This is a genomic window from Agarivorans sp. (assembly GCF_050295395.1).
GTDB lineage: Bacteria > Pseudomonadota > Gammaproteobacteria > Enterobacterales > Celerinatantimonadaceae > Agarivorans.
The window spans coordinates 1-18,852 of the sequence record NZ_JBNKPP010000296.1 but is presented as its reverse complement, the minus strand read 5'-3'; the positions used below and the strand labels follow the sequence as shown (position 1 = coordinate 18,852).

General features: G+C 47.6%; 18 protein-coding genes. 5 read left to right on the top strand and 13 right to left on the bottom strand.

Features of this window, described 5'->3' with window-relative positions; all coding sequences use genetic code 11:
• From hslV to priA, 7 genes are all read right to left on the bottom strand, one after another.
• On the bottom strand, nucleotides 1-372 hold a 372-nt coding region (hslV, locus tag ACQY6Q_RS17695), incomplete at its 3' end, for an ATP-dependent protease subunit HslV (protein ID WP_427983470.1).
• 109 nt (nucleotides 373-481) lie between these two features.
• Complete coding sequence (locus ACQY6Q_RS17690) at nucleotides 482-811, bottom strand: replication protein RepA (protein WP_427983468.1); 330 nt, start codon at nucleotides 809-811, stop codon at nucleotides 482-484.
• On the bottom strand, nucleotides 798-1,466 hold the full coding sequence (locus ACQY6Q_RS17685; RefSeq protein ID WP_427983467.1) for an AAA family ATPase: 669 nt from the start codon (nucleotides 1,464-1,466) through the stop codon (nucleotides 798-800). The genes ACQY6Q_RS17690 and ACQY6Q_RS17685 overlap by 14 nt, the downstream gene beginning before the upstream one ends.
• Before the next feature lie 106 nt (nucleotides 1,467-1,572).
• A complete protein-coding gene (locus tag ACQY6Q_RS17680; RefSeq protein ID WP_427983465.1) occupies nucleotides 1,573-1,875 on the bottom strand; it encodes a PilZ domain-containing protein in 303 nt (100 codons plus the stop codon).
• 275 nt (nucleotides 1,876-2,150) lie between these two features.
• Entirely contained in the window at nucleotides 2,151-2,705 is a 555-nt protein-coding gene (locus ACQY6Q_RS17675) for an SPOR domain-containing protein (protein ID WP_427983464.1), read from the bottom strand.
• Between the two features lie 2 nt (nucleotides 2,706-2,707).
• On the bottom strand, nucleotides 2,708-4,459 hold the full coding sequence (gene argS / locus ACQY6Q_RS17670) for an arginine--tRNA ligase (protein ID WP_427983462.1): 1,752 nt from the start codon (nucleotides 4,457-4,459) through the stop codon (nucleotides 2,708-2,710).
• 152 nt (nucleotides 4,460-4,611) lie between these two features.
• Complete coding sequence (priA, locus tag ACQY6Q_RS17665; RefSeq protein ID WP_427983460.1) at nucleotides 4,612-6,810, bottom strand: primosomal protein N'; 2,199 nt, start codon at nucleotides 6,808-6,810, stop codon at nucleotides 4,612-4,614.
• A gap of 236 nt (nucleotides 6,811-7,046) precedes the next feature.
• Here priA and rpmE point away from each other — a divergent pair, with 236 nt between their 5' ends.
• A complete protein-coding gene (gene rpmE / locus ACQY6Q_RS17660) occupies nucleotides 7,047-7,262 on the top strand; it encodes a 50S ribosomal protein L31 (RefSeq protein ID WP_083481635.1) in 216 nt (71 codons plus the stop codon).
• 143 nt (nucleotides 7,263-7,405) lie between these two features.
• Here rpmE and ACQY6Q_RS17655 read toward each other — a convergent pair whose 3' ends face one another.
• The 4 genes from ACQY6Q_RS17655 to metJ form a co-directional block, all read right to left on the bottom strand.
• Nucleotides 7,406-8,209, bottom strand: coding sequence for an ABC transporter ATP-binding protein (locus tag ACQY6Q_RS17655; RefSeq protein ID WP_055733877.1), 804 nt, complete (start codon nucleotides 8,207-8,209; stop codon nucleotides 7,406-7,408).
• Nucleotides 8,206-9,108: an ABC transporter permease gene (locus ACQY6Q_RS17650; RefSeq protein ID WP_427983458.1), complete on the bottom strand. Its 903-nt coding sequence runs from the start codon at nucleotides 9,106-9,108 to the stop codon at nucleotides 8,206-8,208. Before ACQY6Q_RS17650 ends, ACQY6Q_RS17655 begins: the two co-directional genes overlap by 4 nt.
• Nucleotides 9,109-9,123: 15 nt before the next feature.
• Nucleotides 9,124-10,080, bottom strand: coding sequence for an ABC transporter substrate-binding protein (locus ACQY6Q_RS17645; RefSeq protein WP_427983456.1), 957 nt, complete (start codon nucleotides 10,078-10,080; stop codon nucleotides 9,124-9,126).
• A gap of 362 nt (nucleotides 10,081-10,442) precedes the next feature.
• Entirely contained in the window at nucleotides 10,443-10,742 is a 300-nt protein-coding gene (metJ, locus tag ACQY6Q_RS17640; protein WP_427983454.1) for a met regulon transcriptional regulator MetJ, read from the bottom strand.
• A 153-nt stretch (nucleotides 10,743-10,895) separates the two neighbouring features.
• On the opposite strand from metJ, the gene metB reads away from it, so the two are divergent.
• Together metB and metL are read left to right on the top strand one after the other, a co-directional pair.
• Complete coding sequence (metB, locus tag ACQY6Q_RS17635) at nucleotides 10,896-12,053, top strand: cystathionine gamma-synthase (protein ID WP_427983452.1); 1,158 nt, start codon at nucleotides 10,896-10,898, stop codon at nucleotides 12,051-12,053.
• Nucleotides 12,054-12,082: 29 nt separating this feature from the next.
• Complete coding sequence (gene metL, locus ACQY6Q_RS17630; protein WP_427983450.1) at nucleotides 12,083-14,491, top strand: bifunctional aspartate kinase/homoserine dehydrogenase II; 2,409 nt, start codon at nucleotides 12,083-12,085, stop codon at nucleotides 14,489-14,491.
• A 150-nt stretch (nucleotides 14,492-14,641) separates the two neighbouring features.
• Here the strand turns inward: metL and ACQY6Q_RS17625 are convergent, their stop codons facing one another.
• Nucleotides 14,642-16,711: an alpha-amylase family glycosyl hydrolase gene (locus ACQY6Q_RS17625; protein ID WP_427983449.1), complete on the bottom strand. Its 2,070-nt coding sequence runs from the start codon at nucleotides 16,709-16,711 to the stop codon at nucleotides 14,642-14,644.
• Nucleotides 16,712-16,990: 279 nt separating this feature from the next.
• Between ACQY6Q_RS17625 and fabR the strand changes: the two genes are divergently transcribed.
• Nucleotides 16,991-17,611 carry an HTH-type transcriptional repressor FabR gene (gene fabR / locus ACQY6Q_RS17620; protein ID WP_427983447.1) on the top strand — a complete coding sequence of 207 codons (621 nt, stop codon included), beginning with the start codon at nucleotides 16,991-16,993 and terminating at the stop codon, nucleotides 17,609-17,611.
• Between the two features lie 9 nt (nucleotides 17,612-17,620).
• Nucleotides 17,621-17,959, top strand: coding sequence for a DUF1422 family protein (locus ACQY6Q_RS17615; protein ID WP_427983446.1), 339 nt, complete (start codon nucleotides 17,621-17,623; stop codon nucleotides 17,957-17,959).
• A gap of 55 nt (nucleotides 17,960-18,014) precedes the next feature.
• Here ACQY6Q_RS17615 and trmA read toward each other — a convergent pair.
• Nucleotides 18,015-18,852 (bottom strand): tRNA (uridine(54)-C5)-methyltransferase TrmA (gene trmA, locus ACQY6Q_RS17610; protein WP_427983444.1); only part of this gene is annotated, 838 nt, incomplete at its 5' end.

Below are 18,852 nucleotides of genomic sequence, written 5' to 3'. Positions count from 1 at the left end.
GCCAATGGCAATTAAGTCGTGTTCTGGCTGAACTACGTCACCATTACCAGTAATAATCAACGATGCTTCGGCATCGGCAACGGCGAGTAGGGCTTCCAGTTTTCTTAACATGCGATCGGTGCGCCAGTCTTTGGCTAACTCTACTGCCGCCTTGGTTAAATGGCCTTGATGCATTTCTAACTTCGCTTCAAAGCGTTCGAAGAGGGTAAAGGCATCGGCTGTGCCGCCTGCAAACCCGGCGAGTACCTTACCGTGATATAAACGACGCACTTTTTTCGCGTTGCCCTTCATTACGGTGTTACCAAGAGAGACTTGGCCATCGCCAGCAATAATTACTTTGCCATTGCGGCGTACGGAAACGATAGTAGTCACGTTATTTCCTCAGTGTGTTGAGCTAACTTGGCTCGTTAGCTTGAGTTATATTTGAGAGGTGGGGGACAGGGCACTAAATTTCAAGGTGTCGTAGGAAAAACTCGCGGAATTAGCTGTCTTGGAACTGTTTCAATAATTCCTGTTGTTGGCGAATGCTGAGTGAAGAGAACTGTTTGATGAGTACTCGAAGTAGCTTAGATTTGGCGATCTGATGTTGGATGGCAGCCCGTTGTAAGTTGTTTACTGCACTGTTGTTGAAGGTGAAGGTGCAGTGACGGAAGTTGGCAATCGGTTTACCTTGCTCATCCTGCTTGGCTAGCAGGCTCAAACTCGGACGCCCTTGAGCGTAGTTATCAGCATCCTCAATAAACTGATCTACACTCAATTTTTTCCGCTGGCTGGGCTTTTTCGCTTGTTTTTTTAAATCAGATAAACTCATGAGAGTCTTCTTGTTCTATAGCGAAAAGTTCGTCTACGATGGCGGCGATTTCGGCTGCGGCTTTACCTTCTTTATCTATTTCTATTACTGAGCGGCCACTTTCTTCGCTATCGTCGTAGATATTTCTAGAAAAGGTCACCGAGTCGAGTACGTGTAGGCCAAACGAGCGACACACTTCTTTAGCTTCGAGAATGCGTGTCACTTGGCTGGGCAATGCCGGACATTGGGTTATAACAAAACTGGCGACCATTTTGGGATTGACCATTTTACAGGTACTCAGCATGTCTTCCATGTGGGGGAGCGTTTTTAAGTCACGGCGTTTGGGGCGTAGTGGGATCAATACATATTTAGCGACTGACATTGCAGCCCGCATGGCTAAGTTGTCTTGGCCGCCACAGTCAACGATAACAAAATCGTAGCCACTTTCTAGGCTAAGTAAGTCTTTGCGAATTTTACCATATAGTTGAATGCAAGATATTCCCGGTAAGGACTCGTCTTCGTTGCGAGCTTGGATCCAGTCTGATGTAGTGCGCTGGGGGTCGCAATCAACCATTAGAATATTGGCATCAAGGTTTGTTTTAAGATGCACCGCGATATTTTGTGCTAAGCAGCTTTTGCCGCTGCCGCCTTTCTCTCCACCCACCAGTATTAACATGGCCGCTCCTTGTTATCATGACTTGTTATGCCCTATTAGCATAGACGGTGACAAGTTAAGATAAGTATAAGACAGTTAGCCAATTTTGCTTAAGTTGATAGCTTTTCTATTGTAATAACAAAAACATATGGTAGCTGGAAAAATTCTTACGATGACAGCGTGCGACTTTGGCTTTGAGTTCGGTTTCGCTGGCATGTTCAGAAGTGAACTTTACAGTGAGTTTGGTACCGATGGGAAGGTCATCACTATGGGTAACTAACATACCTCGGCGTGAAATATCGATACATATCGCTTGTATAGACTGTTGCTCGCCGTGACTGTCTTTCCAGTTAATTTGAACTGGCTCATTTTCAAGATCGAGTCGCATCGAGCGACGGCGGTCAAGCTGCTCAAGTTCGGTGTTTTCCATTTCGTCGTGTTCCTAATTAGCGTCGCGGGCGAAGCGCATAAAAAGCCCACATTTTAAATAGTTATAACATATTAGCTTAGCTACATTTTTATAACATAGTTGAGAAGCAGTTCAAATAACTAATATTTTTAGTCGTTTAGCATTGCATTTGGCTTGTTATTCACTAACAAACCGAGATTTTATGTAATTAATTTAGCCGCTTAATTGGTAAAAGTGCCAATTTTTAGATGAGTTGCGTGAAGGCGGACGCAAAAATGGGCCAATTTGGCCCATTATTAGAAACTCCAGTGCCAAATTTGGCAGCCATTTATTTTGGCTCGCTGCAGTATGTGACGGTCTCGCTCGGCGTCTCGTTTGCTAGGGTAGGGGCCAAGCACCACTCGATACCATGCGCCATTTTGTCCTTCAGTTCGTTTAATTTGACTTTCTAAGCCAGCAAAGGCGATCAGTGCTTTGCTTTCTTCGGCGCGGTCACGACTGCGGAAGGAGGCACATTGCATTTGGTAGGGTTTAGTCGCAGTTTGTTGTTCGGTAATTTCAACTTCGACTTGTTTCTGCTCAAGCTCTTTTACATAGCTGCGCTCTTTGGGGGGCTCGGGTAACGTAGCTTGAGGCTTAGTCGGACTAGGTTGCTGGCTTAGTTCCGTTAAGCTTGGCGGGGGCGTAGGTGCTGTACCTCTAATATTAAATAGGAGTACCGCAAAACCCACCACAGCCGCTAGCACCGCCAGTGCTAGCGGAATGGGAAAGCGTTTGCTCGGTTTTGCCGCACGGCTAGGCTTAGCCGTGCGTTTTTTGGGCTTACTCCGCCCAACATAGTCCTTGGCCATGCTTACATCCGTTCCAGGGTCTCAATTCCTAGTAGTGATAAGCCTTGGTTAAGTACCTTCGCTGTCAAGTCGGCTAGACGTAGGCGGCTGCATTTTTGTTGTTCGCTAACATCTTTAAGAATTGGGCAGGCTTCGTAAAAAGTCATGAAGGCACCAGCGAGCTCATACAAGTAGTTACACATCATGTGCGGCATACCCTTGTTGGCTACGTTATGCACTGCATCACTGAACTGAATCAGCTTCTGCGCCAAAGCAATTTCTGCCTCTTGCTCTAAGCTGATGGTCTGGTTTAGGCCCGCAACATCGAGTTCTGAGCGACGAATAATTGATTGGATACGGGTATAGGCATACTGCAAATAAGGGGCTGTATTGCCGTTGAAAGCCAGCATGTTTTCCCAATCAAAGATGTAATCGGTGGTGCGGTTTTTCGATAAATCGGCATATTTTACCGCGCCCATTGCAATCACTTTGGCTGCCTGTGCTTGTTGCTCGGCATCAAGGTCTCGGGACTTTTCGGCCACGATGACTTGAGCGCGCTGCTCGGCTTCTTCTAGCAAATCAACTAACTTAACGGTGCCGCCGCTACGGGTTTTAAATGGACGCCCATCTTTACCCAACATCATGCCAAAAGCATGGTGCTCTAGTGGTACTTCTTCCGGCACGTAACCGGCTTTACGGACAATGCTCCAAGCTTGCATTAAGTGCTGATGCTGGCGGGAGTCGATGAAATACAATACTCGGTCGGCGCCTAGCTCTTGGTAACGGAATTTGGCACAAGCAATGTCGGTAGTGGTGTAGAGGAAACCACCGTCTTTTTTCTGAATGATCACGCCCATTGGGTCGCCATCTTTATTCTTGTATTCATCTAAAAAGACCACGGTAGCGCCGTTGTCTTCTACTGCTAGACCCTGTTGTTTGAGATCGCTAACGATGTCTTTAAGCATGGGGTTGTACATGCTTTCGCCCATCACGTCATCTTTGCTTAGCGAAACATTCAGGCGGTCGTACACCGCTTGGTTGTGGTTAAGGGTAATGTCTACCAACTTGCGCCACATGGTGTTGCAGTATTCATCACCGCTTTGTAGTTTAACTACATAGTTACGGGCGCGTTCGGCAAAGGCTTCATCACTGTCGTAGCGGATTTTTGATTCGCGGTAAAACGCTTCTAAATCGGCCAATTCAATGCTACCTGCGTCGGTACCGCGTTTTTCAACTTCTTCTAAGTTGGCAATTAACATCCCAAATTGAGTGCCCCAGTCACCAATGTGGTTGGCGCGGATCACTTTGTGACCTAGAAACTCTAGGGTGCGTACTACTGCGTCGCCGATAATGGTAGAACGCAGGTGACCAACATGCATTTCTTTAGCAACGTTGGGAGCTGAGTAGTCCACAACAATGGTTTGAGTGTGCTCAACTGGTTTAACGTTGGCGTTGCCAGAGTTCGCCATGGCTTCAATCTGACTCGCCAACCAGTTGTTATTCAGGTAAAAGTTGATAAAGCCCGGTCCGGCGATGTTGGTTTTTTCAACCAAATCGGATTGAGGCAGGTTATCAACAATAAGCTGGGCTAATTCACGCGGGTTTTTGCCTGCTGGCTTGGCCGCCATTAGGGCTAGGTTGGTGGCTAAGTCACCATGAGCTTTGTCTTTGGTTCGGTCGACCTGAATTCGGGGTTCGAATTCTTCAGGTAGCAACTGTTGTTGTTTCAGGGCTGTGACCGTTTGTTCCAGAAGTTGTTGAATAAGCTCTTTCATTTAGGTTGACACCAATCTCGCGTAAATAAACTGTACAAAGCGGGCATTTTACCGACAATCGTTGACGAAAACTATCTCTTATCGGGCCTATTTCTGTCCTTGGAACGATTTGCTGGCTATCGGCCAGTCCTTGTTTGGTAAGCCTTGTTCGCTTATTGCATATCGTAGGGATCGATATCTAAGGACCAACGCACCTTACGACTGAGTTTTTCCGCTTCCAGTAGGGGCAATAGTTGGTGCACTAGCTGATGCAGCGGCGCGCGTTGTTCAGCCTGAATTAACAGCTGAATGCGGAATTTCCCTGCTCTGCGAGCTTGCGGTGCCGGGCTGGGAGGGAATACCCAAGTTCCTGACTGTTGCAGCGGCTGGGCCAGTTGGTAGAGTTGTTGGCTAAGTTGTTGTACCGCGTTGCCGTCGATGGCTTCAAAGCGAAACAGCGCCTGAAAACTAAACGGCGGTAGCTCGGTATCTTTGCGTTCATTTAGCGCAAAACGGGCAAAGTGCTGGTAACCGTTGTTAATTAAGTCTTGCAGCAACTCATGTTCTGGGTGATGAGATTGCAAGATCACCTTGCCGAGTAAGTTGGCACGCCCAGCGCGCCCTGCCACTTGCACATAGAGCTGGGCTAAACGTTCGGGGGCGCGAAAATCTGAGCAAAACAGAGCATGGTCGATGTCCAGCAGTGCTACCAAGGTGACATTAGGAAAGTGGTGGCCCTTGGCGAGCATTTGGGTGCCAAGTAAGATTTGGTAGCGATGTTGGTGAATATCATCCAGTAGTTGTTCTAAGCTGCCCTTACGTCTGGTGCTATCGCGGTCGATACGAGCAACTTGATAATCAGGGAAAATATTCAGTAAGGCTTCTTCTAGCTGTTCGGTGCCTAAACCGGTGGTTACCAGGTTAGTGGAGCCACATTGGCTACATTGCTGCGGCACTGCCTTTTGGCTGCCGCAATGATGACAAGCGAGGTGGCGCGGCTGTTGGTGATAGGTGAAATAGGCTTCACAGCGCTGGCATTCACAAACATGGCCACATTCATGACACAGCAAGGCAGGGGCATAACCGCGTCGATTTAAGAACAGCATCACTTGGCGTCCGGCTTTTAATTCTTGACGCATTGCCTTAATCAGCGCTGGAGATAGGCCAGAGTTAAGCGGTTGTTGACGGATATCTAACAGCTGTTGTTCTGCCTGCACCGCATTGCCGGCACGCTGCTTCAAGCTAAGATGAGCGTAACGCCCGCTTAAGGCATTATGCAGGCTTTCTAAAGAGGGCGTTGCCGAGCCCATCACCACCGGGATTTTTTCCATGCGGCCACGCACAATAGCCAGATCGCGGGCATGGTAGCGGAAGCTATCTTGTTGCTTAAACGAGCTGTCGTGCTCTTCATCAATGATGATCACTCCCGGATTAGCCAGCGGGGTAAATACTGCCGAGCGGGTGCCAATAATAATACCGGCTTCACCGCGCTTAGCTTTTAACCAAGCACTCAGACGTTCGTTGTCGTTTAAGCCTGAATGAATGGCAAATACCGGTACTTTAAAGCGCTCGCTAAAACGGGCTAAGGTTTGTGGGGTGAGACCAATCTCGGGCACTAATACCAGTGCTTGGGTGCCCCGGGCCAGCGCTTCGGCAATTACATTGAGGTAGACTTCGGTTTTGCCTGAGCCGGTAATGCCCTCGATGAGAAAGGCCTGAAACTGACCAAGGTGTTGATTAATCGCCGCTACTGCGATGGCTTGCTCGGCATTTAATTGCAGCGGTGCTTGTTTGCTGGTGTCTTCGTTGGCCCAAAGCTGCGCTTCTGGCTGGATTGCGATTTTTTCAATGATGCCCTTTTCATGCAGCGCCTTTATGGCGCTGCGCGATAGTTCTTGTTGTTTGCATTGTTGCTCGGTGAGTGAGTTATGCTGTAGCAAATGGGTTAATACCACGCCTTGTTTAGGGGCTCGTTTATAGTCATCTAAGTTAAGCGGCATGGCATCAGAGCAGATGCGCCAAGCTTCGATGGCTTTAGGGCGTGCGGGCTCTCCTTTGCGTAATAGCGCCGGCAGGGCCTGGCAGATCACATCCCCTAAACTATGGTGGTAATAGCTACTGGCCCAGTTGAGTAAACTAAACAGGCTGTCGGGCAGCAGTGGCGTTTGATCTAGGCTTTCACTAAACGGTTTCAGTTTATCTTCGGCAATATCACTGCTGCTGGGGTGTTCCACTACTAGGCCTACTTTTTCACCCTTAGCAAAAGGCACCTTCACTCGGCTACCTATCACAGGCAGAGTAGCGCCTTGGGGGACGCTGTAATCAAAAAGGCGACGTAGGGGAATTGCTAAAGCGACGCGAACTATAGACACGAATTGATAAACTCTTATAAAACCTGTCTCATTCTACTGGCAGACTAGCTTGCGGTGCAAATGAACTACTTAGTGATTTTTGCTGCTTAATTGTCAATCAAGCTTGCTAAGCTCGATGGCTTCTTATATGATCCGCCACCTAAAAATTTATAGGCTCTGATAGAGTTGTTTCGTATGGTGTTTGGTGTCAATTGTGGCGACCAGATGGCGATACGGCCCATGTATTGAGGTAATCCATGAAAACTGATATCCACCCAACTTACGAAGTACTTACTGCTACTTGTTCTTGCGGTAACGTAATCGAAACTAAATCTACTCGCACTGGTACTATGTTCCTAGACGTATGTGACAAATGTCACCCGTTCTACACTGGTAAGCAACGTAACGTTGATACTGGTGGTCGTGTTGATCGTTTCAACAAAAAATTCGCTGTATTGGGCGGCAAAAAATAAGCCAGTCTTATTTAATAAGCTATACAGCAAAAAAGCGCCTAAGGGCGCTTTTTTTATGACTGACGTTTAAGCCAAGGTTTCTGGTTTGGCTGGCCGCAGTGATGAGCGGGCGACTCCGCCCTAGCCTAGCCGCCCTAGAGGGGTTAACTATCCAACAGCAGTTTGTCGTCGTCCAGCTCGCTTTGATCGTTACGCGCTTTGGCAAATAGATCGAGTAGATCTTTTACCTCGCACTGGGCACGTGTTTCGCCACTTAAATCAAAGACTATCTTACCCTCGTGAAGCATGATGGTGCGGTCGCCGTAGTCGAGCGCTTGGCGCATTGAGTGGGTAACCATCATCACGGTAAGTTGTTTCTCACTAATGATTTGTGAGGAGATATCCATGATTAAGGCGGCGGTTTTGGGATCAAGTGCGGCGGTATGCTCGTCTAATAGTAAGATGCTGCTGGGTTGCAGCGCCGACATTAACAAGCTTACCGATTGACGCTGACCACCCGACAGTAAACCCATCTCGGCATCTAAACGATTTTCTAAACCAAGGTTGAGTCGGCTGAGCTGCTCACGAAATAGTTGGCGAAGCTTCTCGTTTAAGGCCGAGCTAAGTTTACCGCGGCTGCCTCGCCCGTAGGCTAAAGCCATGTTTTCTTCAACGGTTAAACTGCCGCAGGTGCCGGCTAAGGGATCTTGAAATACTCGCGCAATGTCTTTAGTGCGCGCTGTCGCTGGTAGGCGGGTGACATCGCGTGTATCGAAGAATATTTTTCCGGCAGTAGAGGGAATATCACCGGCGATCGCATTGAGTAGGGTGGATTTCCCCGCACCATTAGAGCCAATCACCGTAACAAATTGTCCTTGTTCGATACTCAGATCAACGCCACGCAGTGCTAGCTTTTCTGTGGGCAGTCCTTGATTAAAGGTGACATGCAGATTTTCGCAGCGGATCATTGTTGAACCCCCTTGGCGCGTTTGGCTTTCCATTCATTGCGTAGTTGCGGGAAGATCAAGGCCAGCCCCACCAGTACCGCAGTAATTAAATTTAAGTCAGAGGCGGTGAAGCCGAGGAAGTCAGCATTTAGAGCCAGCGATACCGCCACGCGGTATAACAGCGAGCCAATAATGCAGCTTAAAACAATCACCACCATCGAACGGCTAGAGAACATCGACTGACCGATAATAACTGCCGCTAAACCCACCACAATGGTGCCAATCCCCATGGTGGAGTCGGCAAAACCATTGGTTTGAGCGAACAGAGCGCCGGCTAAGCCGACTAAGCCATTCGACAGCGCTAAACCCACATAGACTTTTTCTTTTACCACGATGCCGTTGGCCTGAGCCATACGGGTATTGGCGCCAACCGCACGCATGGCTAAGCCGTATTGAGTATTAAGGAACCACGCTACAATTAAACCAACGATGATTGAGCAAGCCGCCACAAACAGTACTTTTAGGTACATATTGGGAATGCCTAAGCTTTCAAACGGCGTGAGCACGGTGGGTTCCATAATCAATGCGACATTGGGTTTGCCCATTACCCTTAGGTTAATGGTATACAAGGCCGTCATAGTTAAGATACTGGCCAGCAAATGCAGAATATTAAAGCGCAGGTTTAACCAAGCGGTGACTAAACCGGCGCAGGCGGCAGCTAATGCGCCTGCGAGGGTGGCTAAATAGGCATTTACACCTAGTACAATTAAGGTGGCAGTAACGGCTGCCCCTAAGGTAAAGCTGCCATCTACGGTGAGGTCGGGAAAATCTAATACGCGAAAGGTAAGATAAACCCCAATGGCGACCAAGCCATAGATAAAGCCGATTTCTAGGGTACCTAGAAAAGCAAAAGTAGACATGAACTCGCCTTATTACTAGTAAATTTTATTGGCGCGCTGTTGCACACTTTGCGGAATGGTCACACCCATGCGCTGGGCCATTTTAGTGTTAATGAATAAGTTGGTACCTTCGGCCATTTTTACGTCGATATCACCCGGTTTTTCGCCCTTTAATACGCGTAATACCAATTCACCAGTTTGACGACCTAAGTCGGCATAGTCGTAACCCACGGCGGCTACTGCGCCACGTTCAACCGAGGCTGTATCGGCGGCAAATACCGGGATTTGAGCATCAATACCCACTTTAACTACCGATTCAAAAGCACTAATAATGGTGTTGTCGGTCGAGCAGTATATGGCATCCGCTTTACCCACTAGTTGTTTCGCGGCAATCATTACATCGGATGATTTAGGTGCAGCTGATTCTATCACTTCGATGCCCATTTCTTTGGCAGCGGCTTTCATTGCTTCAACAATGGCAACGGAGTTAGCTTCGCCGGGATTAAACGGAATGCCAATGCGTTGTAGATTGGGGAGAAATTCTTTCATTAATGCGAGGTGTTGTTTCACATTCACCATGTCACTCAAGCCGGTCACATTAGCGCCGGGCTGAGTTAAGCTGGGTACTACTTTTGCGCCCACTGGGTCGGTTACTACCGAGAACACCACTGGAATATCTTGGCTGGCACTGACTGCTGCTTGAGCAGACGGTGTGGCAATGGCCACTATCACATCGGGTTGTTCGCCGACTAGCTTACGGGCAATTTGCGCGGCAATGGCGGGTTGGCCTTGTGCACTTTCGTAGCTGAATTTCATTTTATCGCCGTCGTAGCCATGCTCTTCTAAGTAGCTTTTAATACCATCACGCACCGCATCTAGGGCGGGGTGCTCTACAATGGCAGTAGATGCTACATAAACCGGCTCGGCATGCAGTGAACCGACCGCTAGACTAGCGCTTAATAATATGGTTTTTAACACAGCATGTAGTTTCATAAATAGGTCCCTTTATTATCTTTTTCTATGGTGTTTGCGTTGCGGCTTAGTTTACTTCACTGGCTTAGCACTGGAAACTATTAGGATCAGAAAGCGAGTGTTTTACTCTTGGTTTTTGTGAGTAAACGCTAAGCCTTATTCGATTATGACATTAACAATCAGTTAGATCTGTTGTAAATGAGCCGGTGTGGGGGCTTTAGTTTGCAATGAGGGTTGAGGCTGAGCTTAGTTCTGCAGCGAGTATTTGTTGTTCTACGCAGCTAGGTTTGTTGTGTTGGGGCGCGCTAGAGCGGACAAAAACAGCAGCATCAAGCGGCTTTCACTGGTATGAAGTAAAAGCCGTGCTGTTAGCAGTGGAGTGGTTAATCTTGTTTATCTTGCTCTGTTAGCAGTGCTTTTTCTAAAGCCGGATCGGGTTTGTCTTTTTGTAAGTCGCTATCGTCAGGAAGGGGCTGTCCGGTATAAGCATGTAAGAAAGCCTCACAAAGCAACTCACTGTTGGTGGCGTGGCGCAGATTATTGATTTGTCTGCGGGTACGCTCATCAGTCAGTATCTTTAATACCTTTAATGGAATAGATACCGTGATTTTTTTTACTTGTTCGCTTTTTTTTCCGTGTTCAGCATAAGGGCTGATCCACTCACCGTTCCAATCTGTCGACATATTTGCAATACACACCAAACTAAAGAAACCCTATTGTAACGGGGGAAATGTCACTTAGCAATCCAACAGCAAAGACATTTAGACGTCTAGAAGTGTTGACGTCCTTTTTGCTGATGGTAAAGTGACAGGATATTTTGAGGGAGTAAATCAGCCATGTCTTTAAAAGATCTTCAGGCAGCGACCATTGCCGTGCGCAGTGGCATAGAAAGTGACAGCCAACATGGGGCTATAGTGCCGCCTATTTATTTGTCGAGCAATTATAGTTTTGTCGACTTTAATCAAAAGCGGCAATTTGACTATAGCCGCTCAGGCAACCCTACTCGTCAATTGTTAGCCCAAGCGATTGCTGATCTGGAACATGGTGCAGGCGCGGTGATAACCAATACCGGTATGTCGGCGGTTAATTTGGTCACCGCGTTGCTTGAGCCTGGAGATTTGTTGGTGGCGCCTCACGATTGTTACGGCGGTAGCTATCGCTTGTTTGATAGTTTAGCCAAGAAAAATGCCTTTGAGGTGGCCTTTGTCGATCAAAATGATGAGCAAGCGCTAAGTGCGCTATTGGCCAAGAAACCCAAACTAGTGTGGTTAGAAACGCCAAGTAACCCTTTGCTAAGGATTGTTGATATTCAAGCTGTCGCGGCTCAGGCGCATGCCGTTGGCGCTTTGTTGGTGGTAGACAATACCTTTTTATCTCCTGCCTTACAAAACCCGATTTTGCTGGGAGCCGATATAGTGGTTCATTCGGCGACCAAATATATCAACGGCCATTCCGATGTGGTAGCGGGCATGGTGGTAGCCGTCGATGCAGATCTTGCTGAACACTTAGCGTGGTGGGCGAATTGTTTGGGCTTAACCGGTTCGGCCTTTGATTCTTATCTTACGCTGCGTGGCCTGCGAACCCTGAAAGCACGCATGAATGTGCACCAACAAAATGCCCAAGCCTTAGTCGCTTGTTTACAACAGCAACCTTTAGTTAGCGCAATTTATTATCCTGGCTTGGCAGAGCACCCCGGTCATGCCTTAGCGAAAGCTCAGCAAACAGGTTTTGGTGCTATGTTTAGTTTCGAGCTGAATGTCGATGAAAGCCAAATGGCGACCTTTCTTAAACAGTTAAAGTTGTTTTCTTTGGCGGAATCGTTAGGTGGCGTTGAGACTTTAATTGCTCACCCTGCCACTATGACCCATGCAGCGATGTCGGCTGAGGCCTTGGCGGAAGCGGGGATTTCTCAGCACTTATTACGGGTTTCTGTGGGCTTGGAAGATGCCCAAGATTTAGTCAATGATTTACAGCAGGCCTTCGCTAAATTGTAGTCTAGCCAGCATAGATAGAGAGGTTAACCATGTCGGTAACTAGACATGTACATAAATTTGGTGGCAGTAGCTTGGCCGATGCCGATTGTTTTAAACGAGTAGCGGCAATTGTTCAGGAACATAGCCAGAAACAAAATCTGATTGTGGTTTCTGCTGCCGGCAAAACCACTAATCGCTTACTGAGCATCATTGAGTTGGCTAAGCAAGCAGATAACGCGGCGGCAGATGCTTTAGCCGCGCTGATCGATTTTCAAAGCAAGCTGGTGACTGATTTGCTTAGCGAGGCTCCGGCTCAGCTTATATTAGGCGAACTGGATAATGAGCATCGCCAAATCGCCGCCATTTTAGAAGGCGAGTTGGATGTATTTAGCGGCAATGAAGTACTTTCTTTTGGTGAGCGCTGGTCTGCACGTTTATTGGCTGCTTTACTTTGCGAACGAGACTGCCAAGCAGATTGGTTAGATTCGCGACAGTTTTTTAAGGCTGAATATGCCACTCAACCACAAGTGGATGCCGGGCAAAGCGCTCCTTTATTGGCTAAGTGTTTAGCCAATAAAGCCGCTTGCCGTTTAGTGGTCACCGGATTTATATGTAGCGATAGTCAGCAACGCACCGTGACTTTGGGGCGCAACGGCAGTGACTATTCGGCCACCGAGTTAGCCGCTCTGGCTGATGCGGTCTCTACCACCATTTGGAGCGATGTGGCGGGCATTTATAGTGCCGACCCGCGTTTGGTTAAAGACGCATTTTTATTAGAAAACCTCGCCTTAAATGAAGCCTACGAGTTGTCACGTATCGGCAGCTCAGTATTACACGCTCGCACCTTAGAGCCTCTTGCTCGCTCGCGACAAAAGGTGAATTTGCGCTGTAGCTACGCCCCTGCCGCGGGACAAACCTTGATCCACCGTAAGGCGGCCAAGACTAATGGCGCCAAAATAGTCAGTTCGGTGGATGACATTGTGCTGTTGGAACTGAGTTTTCAGCAAGATTTTCTGAATAATGCTAATGCCTTGTTGGCACGCTTAGCCGAACATCAGATGGCGCCAATTACTCGCCATAAACACGCAGAAAGCGCTGCCTTACGCATGGCTTATACTCCCGAGAGAGTGCCAGAAGCCTTAAGCTTAATCGACCAGTTCGGCCTTGAGTTTGCCGTAAGCCAAGTGACCAAAAAACAAGGCTATAGCTTGCTGGCCTTGGTGGGCGCGGGAGTATCTGATAATCCGCGCCAATGTTATCTGTTTTTCCAGCAACTGGCAGAACAGGCATTGGAGTTTATCCATTCCAGCGAAGATAAACTCAGCCTCTGCGCAGTAGTGAGAAAGGTGACCCTAGATCCGCTGTTGATTGCCTTACATCAACAACTATTCAAGCAGAAGCGTCGTTTGGGGCTGGTGGTATTTGGTAAAGGTAACATCGGACGCCAATGGTTACAGTTGTTTAGCCAACAGCATACAAAACTGGAGCAGCAACATCAGTTGAGTATTCATTTGGCTGGGGTGTTTTCTAGCCAAGCTGGTCATATTGATTTTTCCGGTGTGAGTGCTGAACAGTGGGGTGAGCTGGGGGATACGCCGCTTATTTGGCCTGAAGTGATGGATAAGCTGAAACACCACCCTTACGATGAACTGGCCATTTTAGACATTACCGCCAGTGAATCACTGAGTGCTTATTATGCCGAGTTTGCCCGTCATGGTTTTCATTTAATCACTGCGAATAAGCATGCCGGAGCCAGTGCCCAAACTAACTATGCTGCGCTGCAACAAGCCTTTAGCGACCATTCTTCGCTGTGGCTAAGCAACGCAACTGTAGGTGCCGGTTTACCAGTGCAAAAGAGCATTCAAGATTTACTGGAGTCGGGCGATCAAATTCATTCCATTTCGGGGATTTTTTCTGGAACTTTGAGTTGGTTGTTCCAACAATACGACGGCAGCGTGGCGTTCTCCGAATTATTAAACGACGCGTTAAATCAGGGCTTAACTGAGCCTGACCCACGCGAAGACCTGTCAGGAAATGATGTGCAGCGTAAGCTGTTAATTTTGGCTCGCGAGGCCGGTTTAAATCTGGATCTGGAAGATATCGAGCTGCGCTCTCTGGTGCCAGAATCGTTAGCTCAATTAACTTTGGATGAGTTTTTGGGCGCGATGACTGAGCTTGATGAGCCGATGCTGCAGGCTTTTAACGATGCGCAACGCCAAGGCAAAGTGATTCGCTTTTTAGCGCGAGTAGATCACCAGGGCCGAGCGGAAGTTGGACTAAGCAGTGTTTCTGAGCACCATCCTTTTGCTAATTTGAAACCCTGCGATAATGTTTTTGCCATTGAAAGCGCTTGGTATAAACAGAACCCCTTGTTGATTCAAGGGCCGGGTGCAGGACGAGAAGTCACGGCTGGCGCTATTCAAGCCGATTTAGTCACACTGTGTAAGTACATTCGATAAAAAAGGCCTCTTACAAGAAGTAAGAGGCCGAACTAGGGTATTAAGGGTGTTTACAAACGCTTGAAGGTGCCAACCTTCACTCTCTAGCTTTATAGGTTGCTAGATACCTTCTGCACTTCAAAGAAGGGCAATCGCCCTTCACATGGAATGTTACTCACACTTGCTAATCATCATGGTTCCGCCGGTTAAGGCATCATTGATTTCAAAGCTGTATACATAGTTGCCGGCTTCAGGAATCACGACATTTGATTCTGTACCTGGACCGCTGGCTACGCTCATTGCTAGTTCACTTGCAATGCTGGCGGTGCCAGTAGCACTAGCAAATTCGTAGTTCCAGTTAGCTGAAGCAAATTTGAAGCCGAACGAGGTTGCTTGGCTTTCATTTACTACCACTTGGTAGATGTTATTGCCTTTATAGCTAAACTGATGGCTATCGGGAGTGGCGTTAAATGCATCTCCACCGCTGTAGTTCCCGCGGATCCACATGCCTTCGCCAATAGGACCGTCACCAGCTACATCCGGGGCGTTACAATCGGCTAATGGACCTGTGCCAACTAAACCGCCGTTATTACCTTGCTGAGGTCCTTCTGCTGTAGCAGAAACGACTTCTAGGAATAAAGACTCTAAACCTTCGATTTCGATGCTGTAACCACCTGAAGCTATGTCGATAGTTTCGTTGGTCAATAGATTGCGTAGTTGTCCATCACTGCCAATGTCTTCACCTGTAACATCTACGGTAATTGTTCCTGTAGTGGTATTGCTAAGGAACAGTACAGTGTTGTCTTGATACTGTTTATGGTCGAAGAAGACATCTGCTGAATGTTCAGTTGCGATGACTGTGCGCTCCCCCTTCGATAAAGCTGGGTTGGCCGCACGCATGGTCATCAAGGCCGTCACGTAATCGCGTAAATCAGCTTGGTTTGCATTGGCGGTAAATAACTCGTTGTTTGAGCGAGCGCCGGTTGGTAAGCCTTCTACTTTACCGCTATTACGTGCTACGTGGTCATCACATAAACCTTGATCGGCGCATGTGGTGTTGTCTACTGGAGCGGCAAAATTAGGCACTTCATCACCAATCTCCTCACCGTAGTAAAGGGTAATTGGGCCAGTGTAAGCCGCTAAGAAAGCATAAGCTGCTTTATGACGATTCCAGTACTCGGCGTCACTCGGTTCTGCGATATTGCCACGTTGTAATAAATCACCAAAACGAAGTAAGTCGTGGTTACCAATGAAACCATTGGGCACCGCGTGGGCTGGGTTAGCCACTTGTGCGCTGTAGGCCGTTGCTAAGTTACTCGCATTTCGCCCACCTGCGCCACCTTCTTCAATGGCAAAGGTTTGGGTAATGGCGTAGCGCATTGGGAAGTCAAAGGCGGAACAAACCCCTGGTGCGGCCTCTGGCCCGTAGCCTTCCTCACGGATTTGGTTACCGCCGCCATCCCAAATTTCAGCCACCATGTAAGCCAGTGGATTAACTGTCTCACCATTCATGGTGTAAGTGGTTGCGGCTGAGGCATCTTCTACTGCTTTACGGATTTCCCCCCAAGCGCCTACTGGAACTTGGTAAGCTTGGTCTAAACGCCAGCCGTCAATACCTAGCTCTTCAACCCAGTAGCTCGCCACTTCTTTATAAAAATCGAGGGTATCGTTATCGGTTCCTGGGTAACTTACTGGGTTACTACCACCTGATGGCGTTAAGCCACTAGGTGAAGGTGTAACGTTACCCTTATGGTGACCAAATACCCCATCAAACAATACATACATGCCACGAGCGTGTGCTTCGTTTACTAGTGTTCTAGCTTGCTCTAGGGTGCCAAAGTTTGGATCGATGGCAAAATAGTTACGGGTAAAGTAGCCCGTTGCATCAAGTCTATCGTTGCCTTCAGAGTCAAAAATAGGGGTTAACCAAATGGCATTCATGCCTAGGTCTTGAATGTAATCGAGAGAATCAATGATTCCCTGTAAATCACCTTTATGATGACTGGTTCCATAACCGGTGTTGTAGTCATGGCTTGAATCGCCGTCGATAAAGGCCTCTGTCATTACCTGATAGATGCGTAAGTCTTGGGCTTTTTCATAAATACCCGCGTCACAGGCATAGGCTTGATATTCGTAATCTGGAGTAGTCGGTGTTGTTGGGCTTGAGTCACCGCCGCCTCCACCACAGGCACTTAAACCAAATACCACTGCCATTGAGATGGCGCTTTTGGACCAATTCATTATTCATCCTTGCGAGAAACGTCTTTGATAGCCCGAGTTAATCACAGAGCCAAAGGACTAGATACTTGATAGCGTTTTCAACTTGATGGAAAATTGACCTAGCTCGCATCTTTGCCTTTATTGAGAATCAGGTTTTTTGATGAAAGGCTTTTCATTTTTGCGACTAAAATTTGAAAGCTAAGTATTTAGTGAAGCATTAGTAAAAGCGGGATCTGACAAGATTTGGGTTTTTGACTTAGCGCGGTATGATAGCGCCACCAGTTTGAGGGAACGTAGTATATGAGTGGTGTAAGAGCACAGCAAAAAGAGAAGACCCGTAGAGCCATTATTGAAGCTGCGTTTACCCAGTTGAGTGCTGAACGTGGGTTATCGAGTTTAAGTCTGAGAGAAGTGGCCCGAGAAGCGGGTATTGCACCCACTTCTTTTTATCGGCATTTTGCTGATATGGAAGAATTAGGCTTAACTCTAGTGGATGAGGGCGGTTTAACTTTACGCCAATTAATGCGCCAAGCTAGGCAGCGCATTATGGCTAATGGTGGCAGTGTCATTGGCACTTCTGTTGAAACCTTTATGGAGTTTGTGGGCAATAACCCCAATGTATTTCGTTTATTACTCCGCGAGCGCTCTGGTACATCTCCTGCTTTTAGGGCCGCTGTGGCACGGGAAATCGCCCACTTTATCGCGGAGCTAACGGATTACCTAGAGCTGCAATACCGTTGTCCGCGAGAAGATGCACAAATGCAAGCCGAAGCTATGGTGACCTTAGTATTTAATGCAGGTGCTTCGGCCTTAGATTTGGCGGAACATGAGCGGCAGCTCTTAATAGCAAAAACCGTTAAACAACTACGCATCGTTGCCAAGGGAGCGGCACTGTATAATCGCTCGGAAGCCTTAAGTTAAGAGGTGTTTATGCAAGTCAAAAAATCCTTATTAGTGTTAGCCTTTATTGCTGGTTTATCGGGAAGTGCTAGCTTGGCGGTGTTAACCGTGGCTGAGCTAACTTTTTCTGTTTTCCCGATACTGACCTTTGGCCTAGCGATAGTGCAGCTTTATCAGCTATATATGGATCAGGATCTCAGCGAAGACTCACCGTTGTTAAGTGTGGCTGCGTTTTTGTTGGGGGCATTAGGTTATTCGGCTTTATTGCGTGCGCAACTGCCAGACATGGGCAGTAACTTAGTGTTATTGATTATTTGCCTCGGCTTGGGCTTATGGTTAATGGCAAAAATAGGTGGTTTTAAGCGTTAAGAACCGCAGAGGCAGAGCTGCGCAAGCCTAGTGCGCAGCTCGATGCTAGAGGCGTTTATGCTTTGCGTTGTAAGTACATGCCAACTTCAATGTGATTGGTATAAGGGAACTGATCGAATAAGGCCCAATGACTAATTTGGTGAGTTTTACTTAGGCTCACTAAGTTGTCATATAAGGTATTGGGGTTGCAGGAGATGTAGACGATGTTGTCGTAAGCTTGCACCATACCCAAGGTGGCGTCATCTAGGCCGGCCCGCGGAGGGTCTACCAAAATGGTATTACATTGATAAGAGCTTAAGTCTACCTCGGCTTCTTTCATACGACGAAACTCTCTTTCGCCCAACATGGCTTGGGTGAACTCTTCAGCGGATAAACGCAATATTTTCACATTATCTATATGATTCGCTTTAATATTATATTGCGCAGCTTCAACCGAGGGCTTGGCTATTTCGGTGGCCAGCACCCGCTGAAAGTTCTTCGCCAAGGCCAGCGAAAAATTCCCGTTACCACAATATAATTCCAAGAGATCGCCTTGGCTGTTGGCCGTGGCTTGTTGAGCCCATTCCAACATGTATTGGTTTACTACGGCGTTGGGTTGAGTAAAGCTATTCTCTATCTGTTGGTAAATCAGCTTTTCATTATTGATGGTCAATACTTCATCGACCCGGTCTTGATCCAAACAAATTTTTTGTTTGCGTGAGCGGCCAATAATTTGGATAGAAAAGTGCTGGCTAAGCTCCGCTTTTAATTGTTCGGCAGCTTGCTGCCAAGCCTCATCTATGGCTTTGTGATACAACATGCTCACAATTACTTCACCACTTAAGGTAGATAGAAAGTCCACTTGAAATAGCTTGTGGCGCAGTAGAGAGTTAGCTTTTAGTTTCTCAATTAAT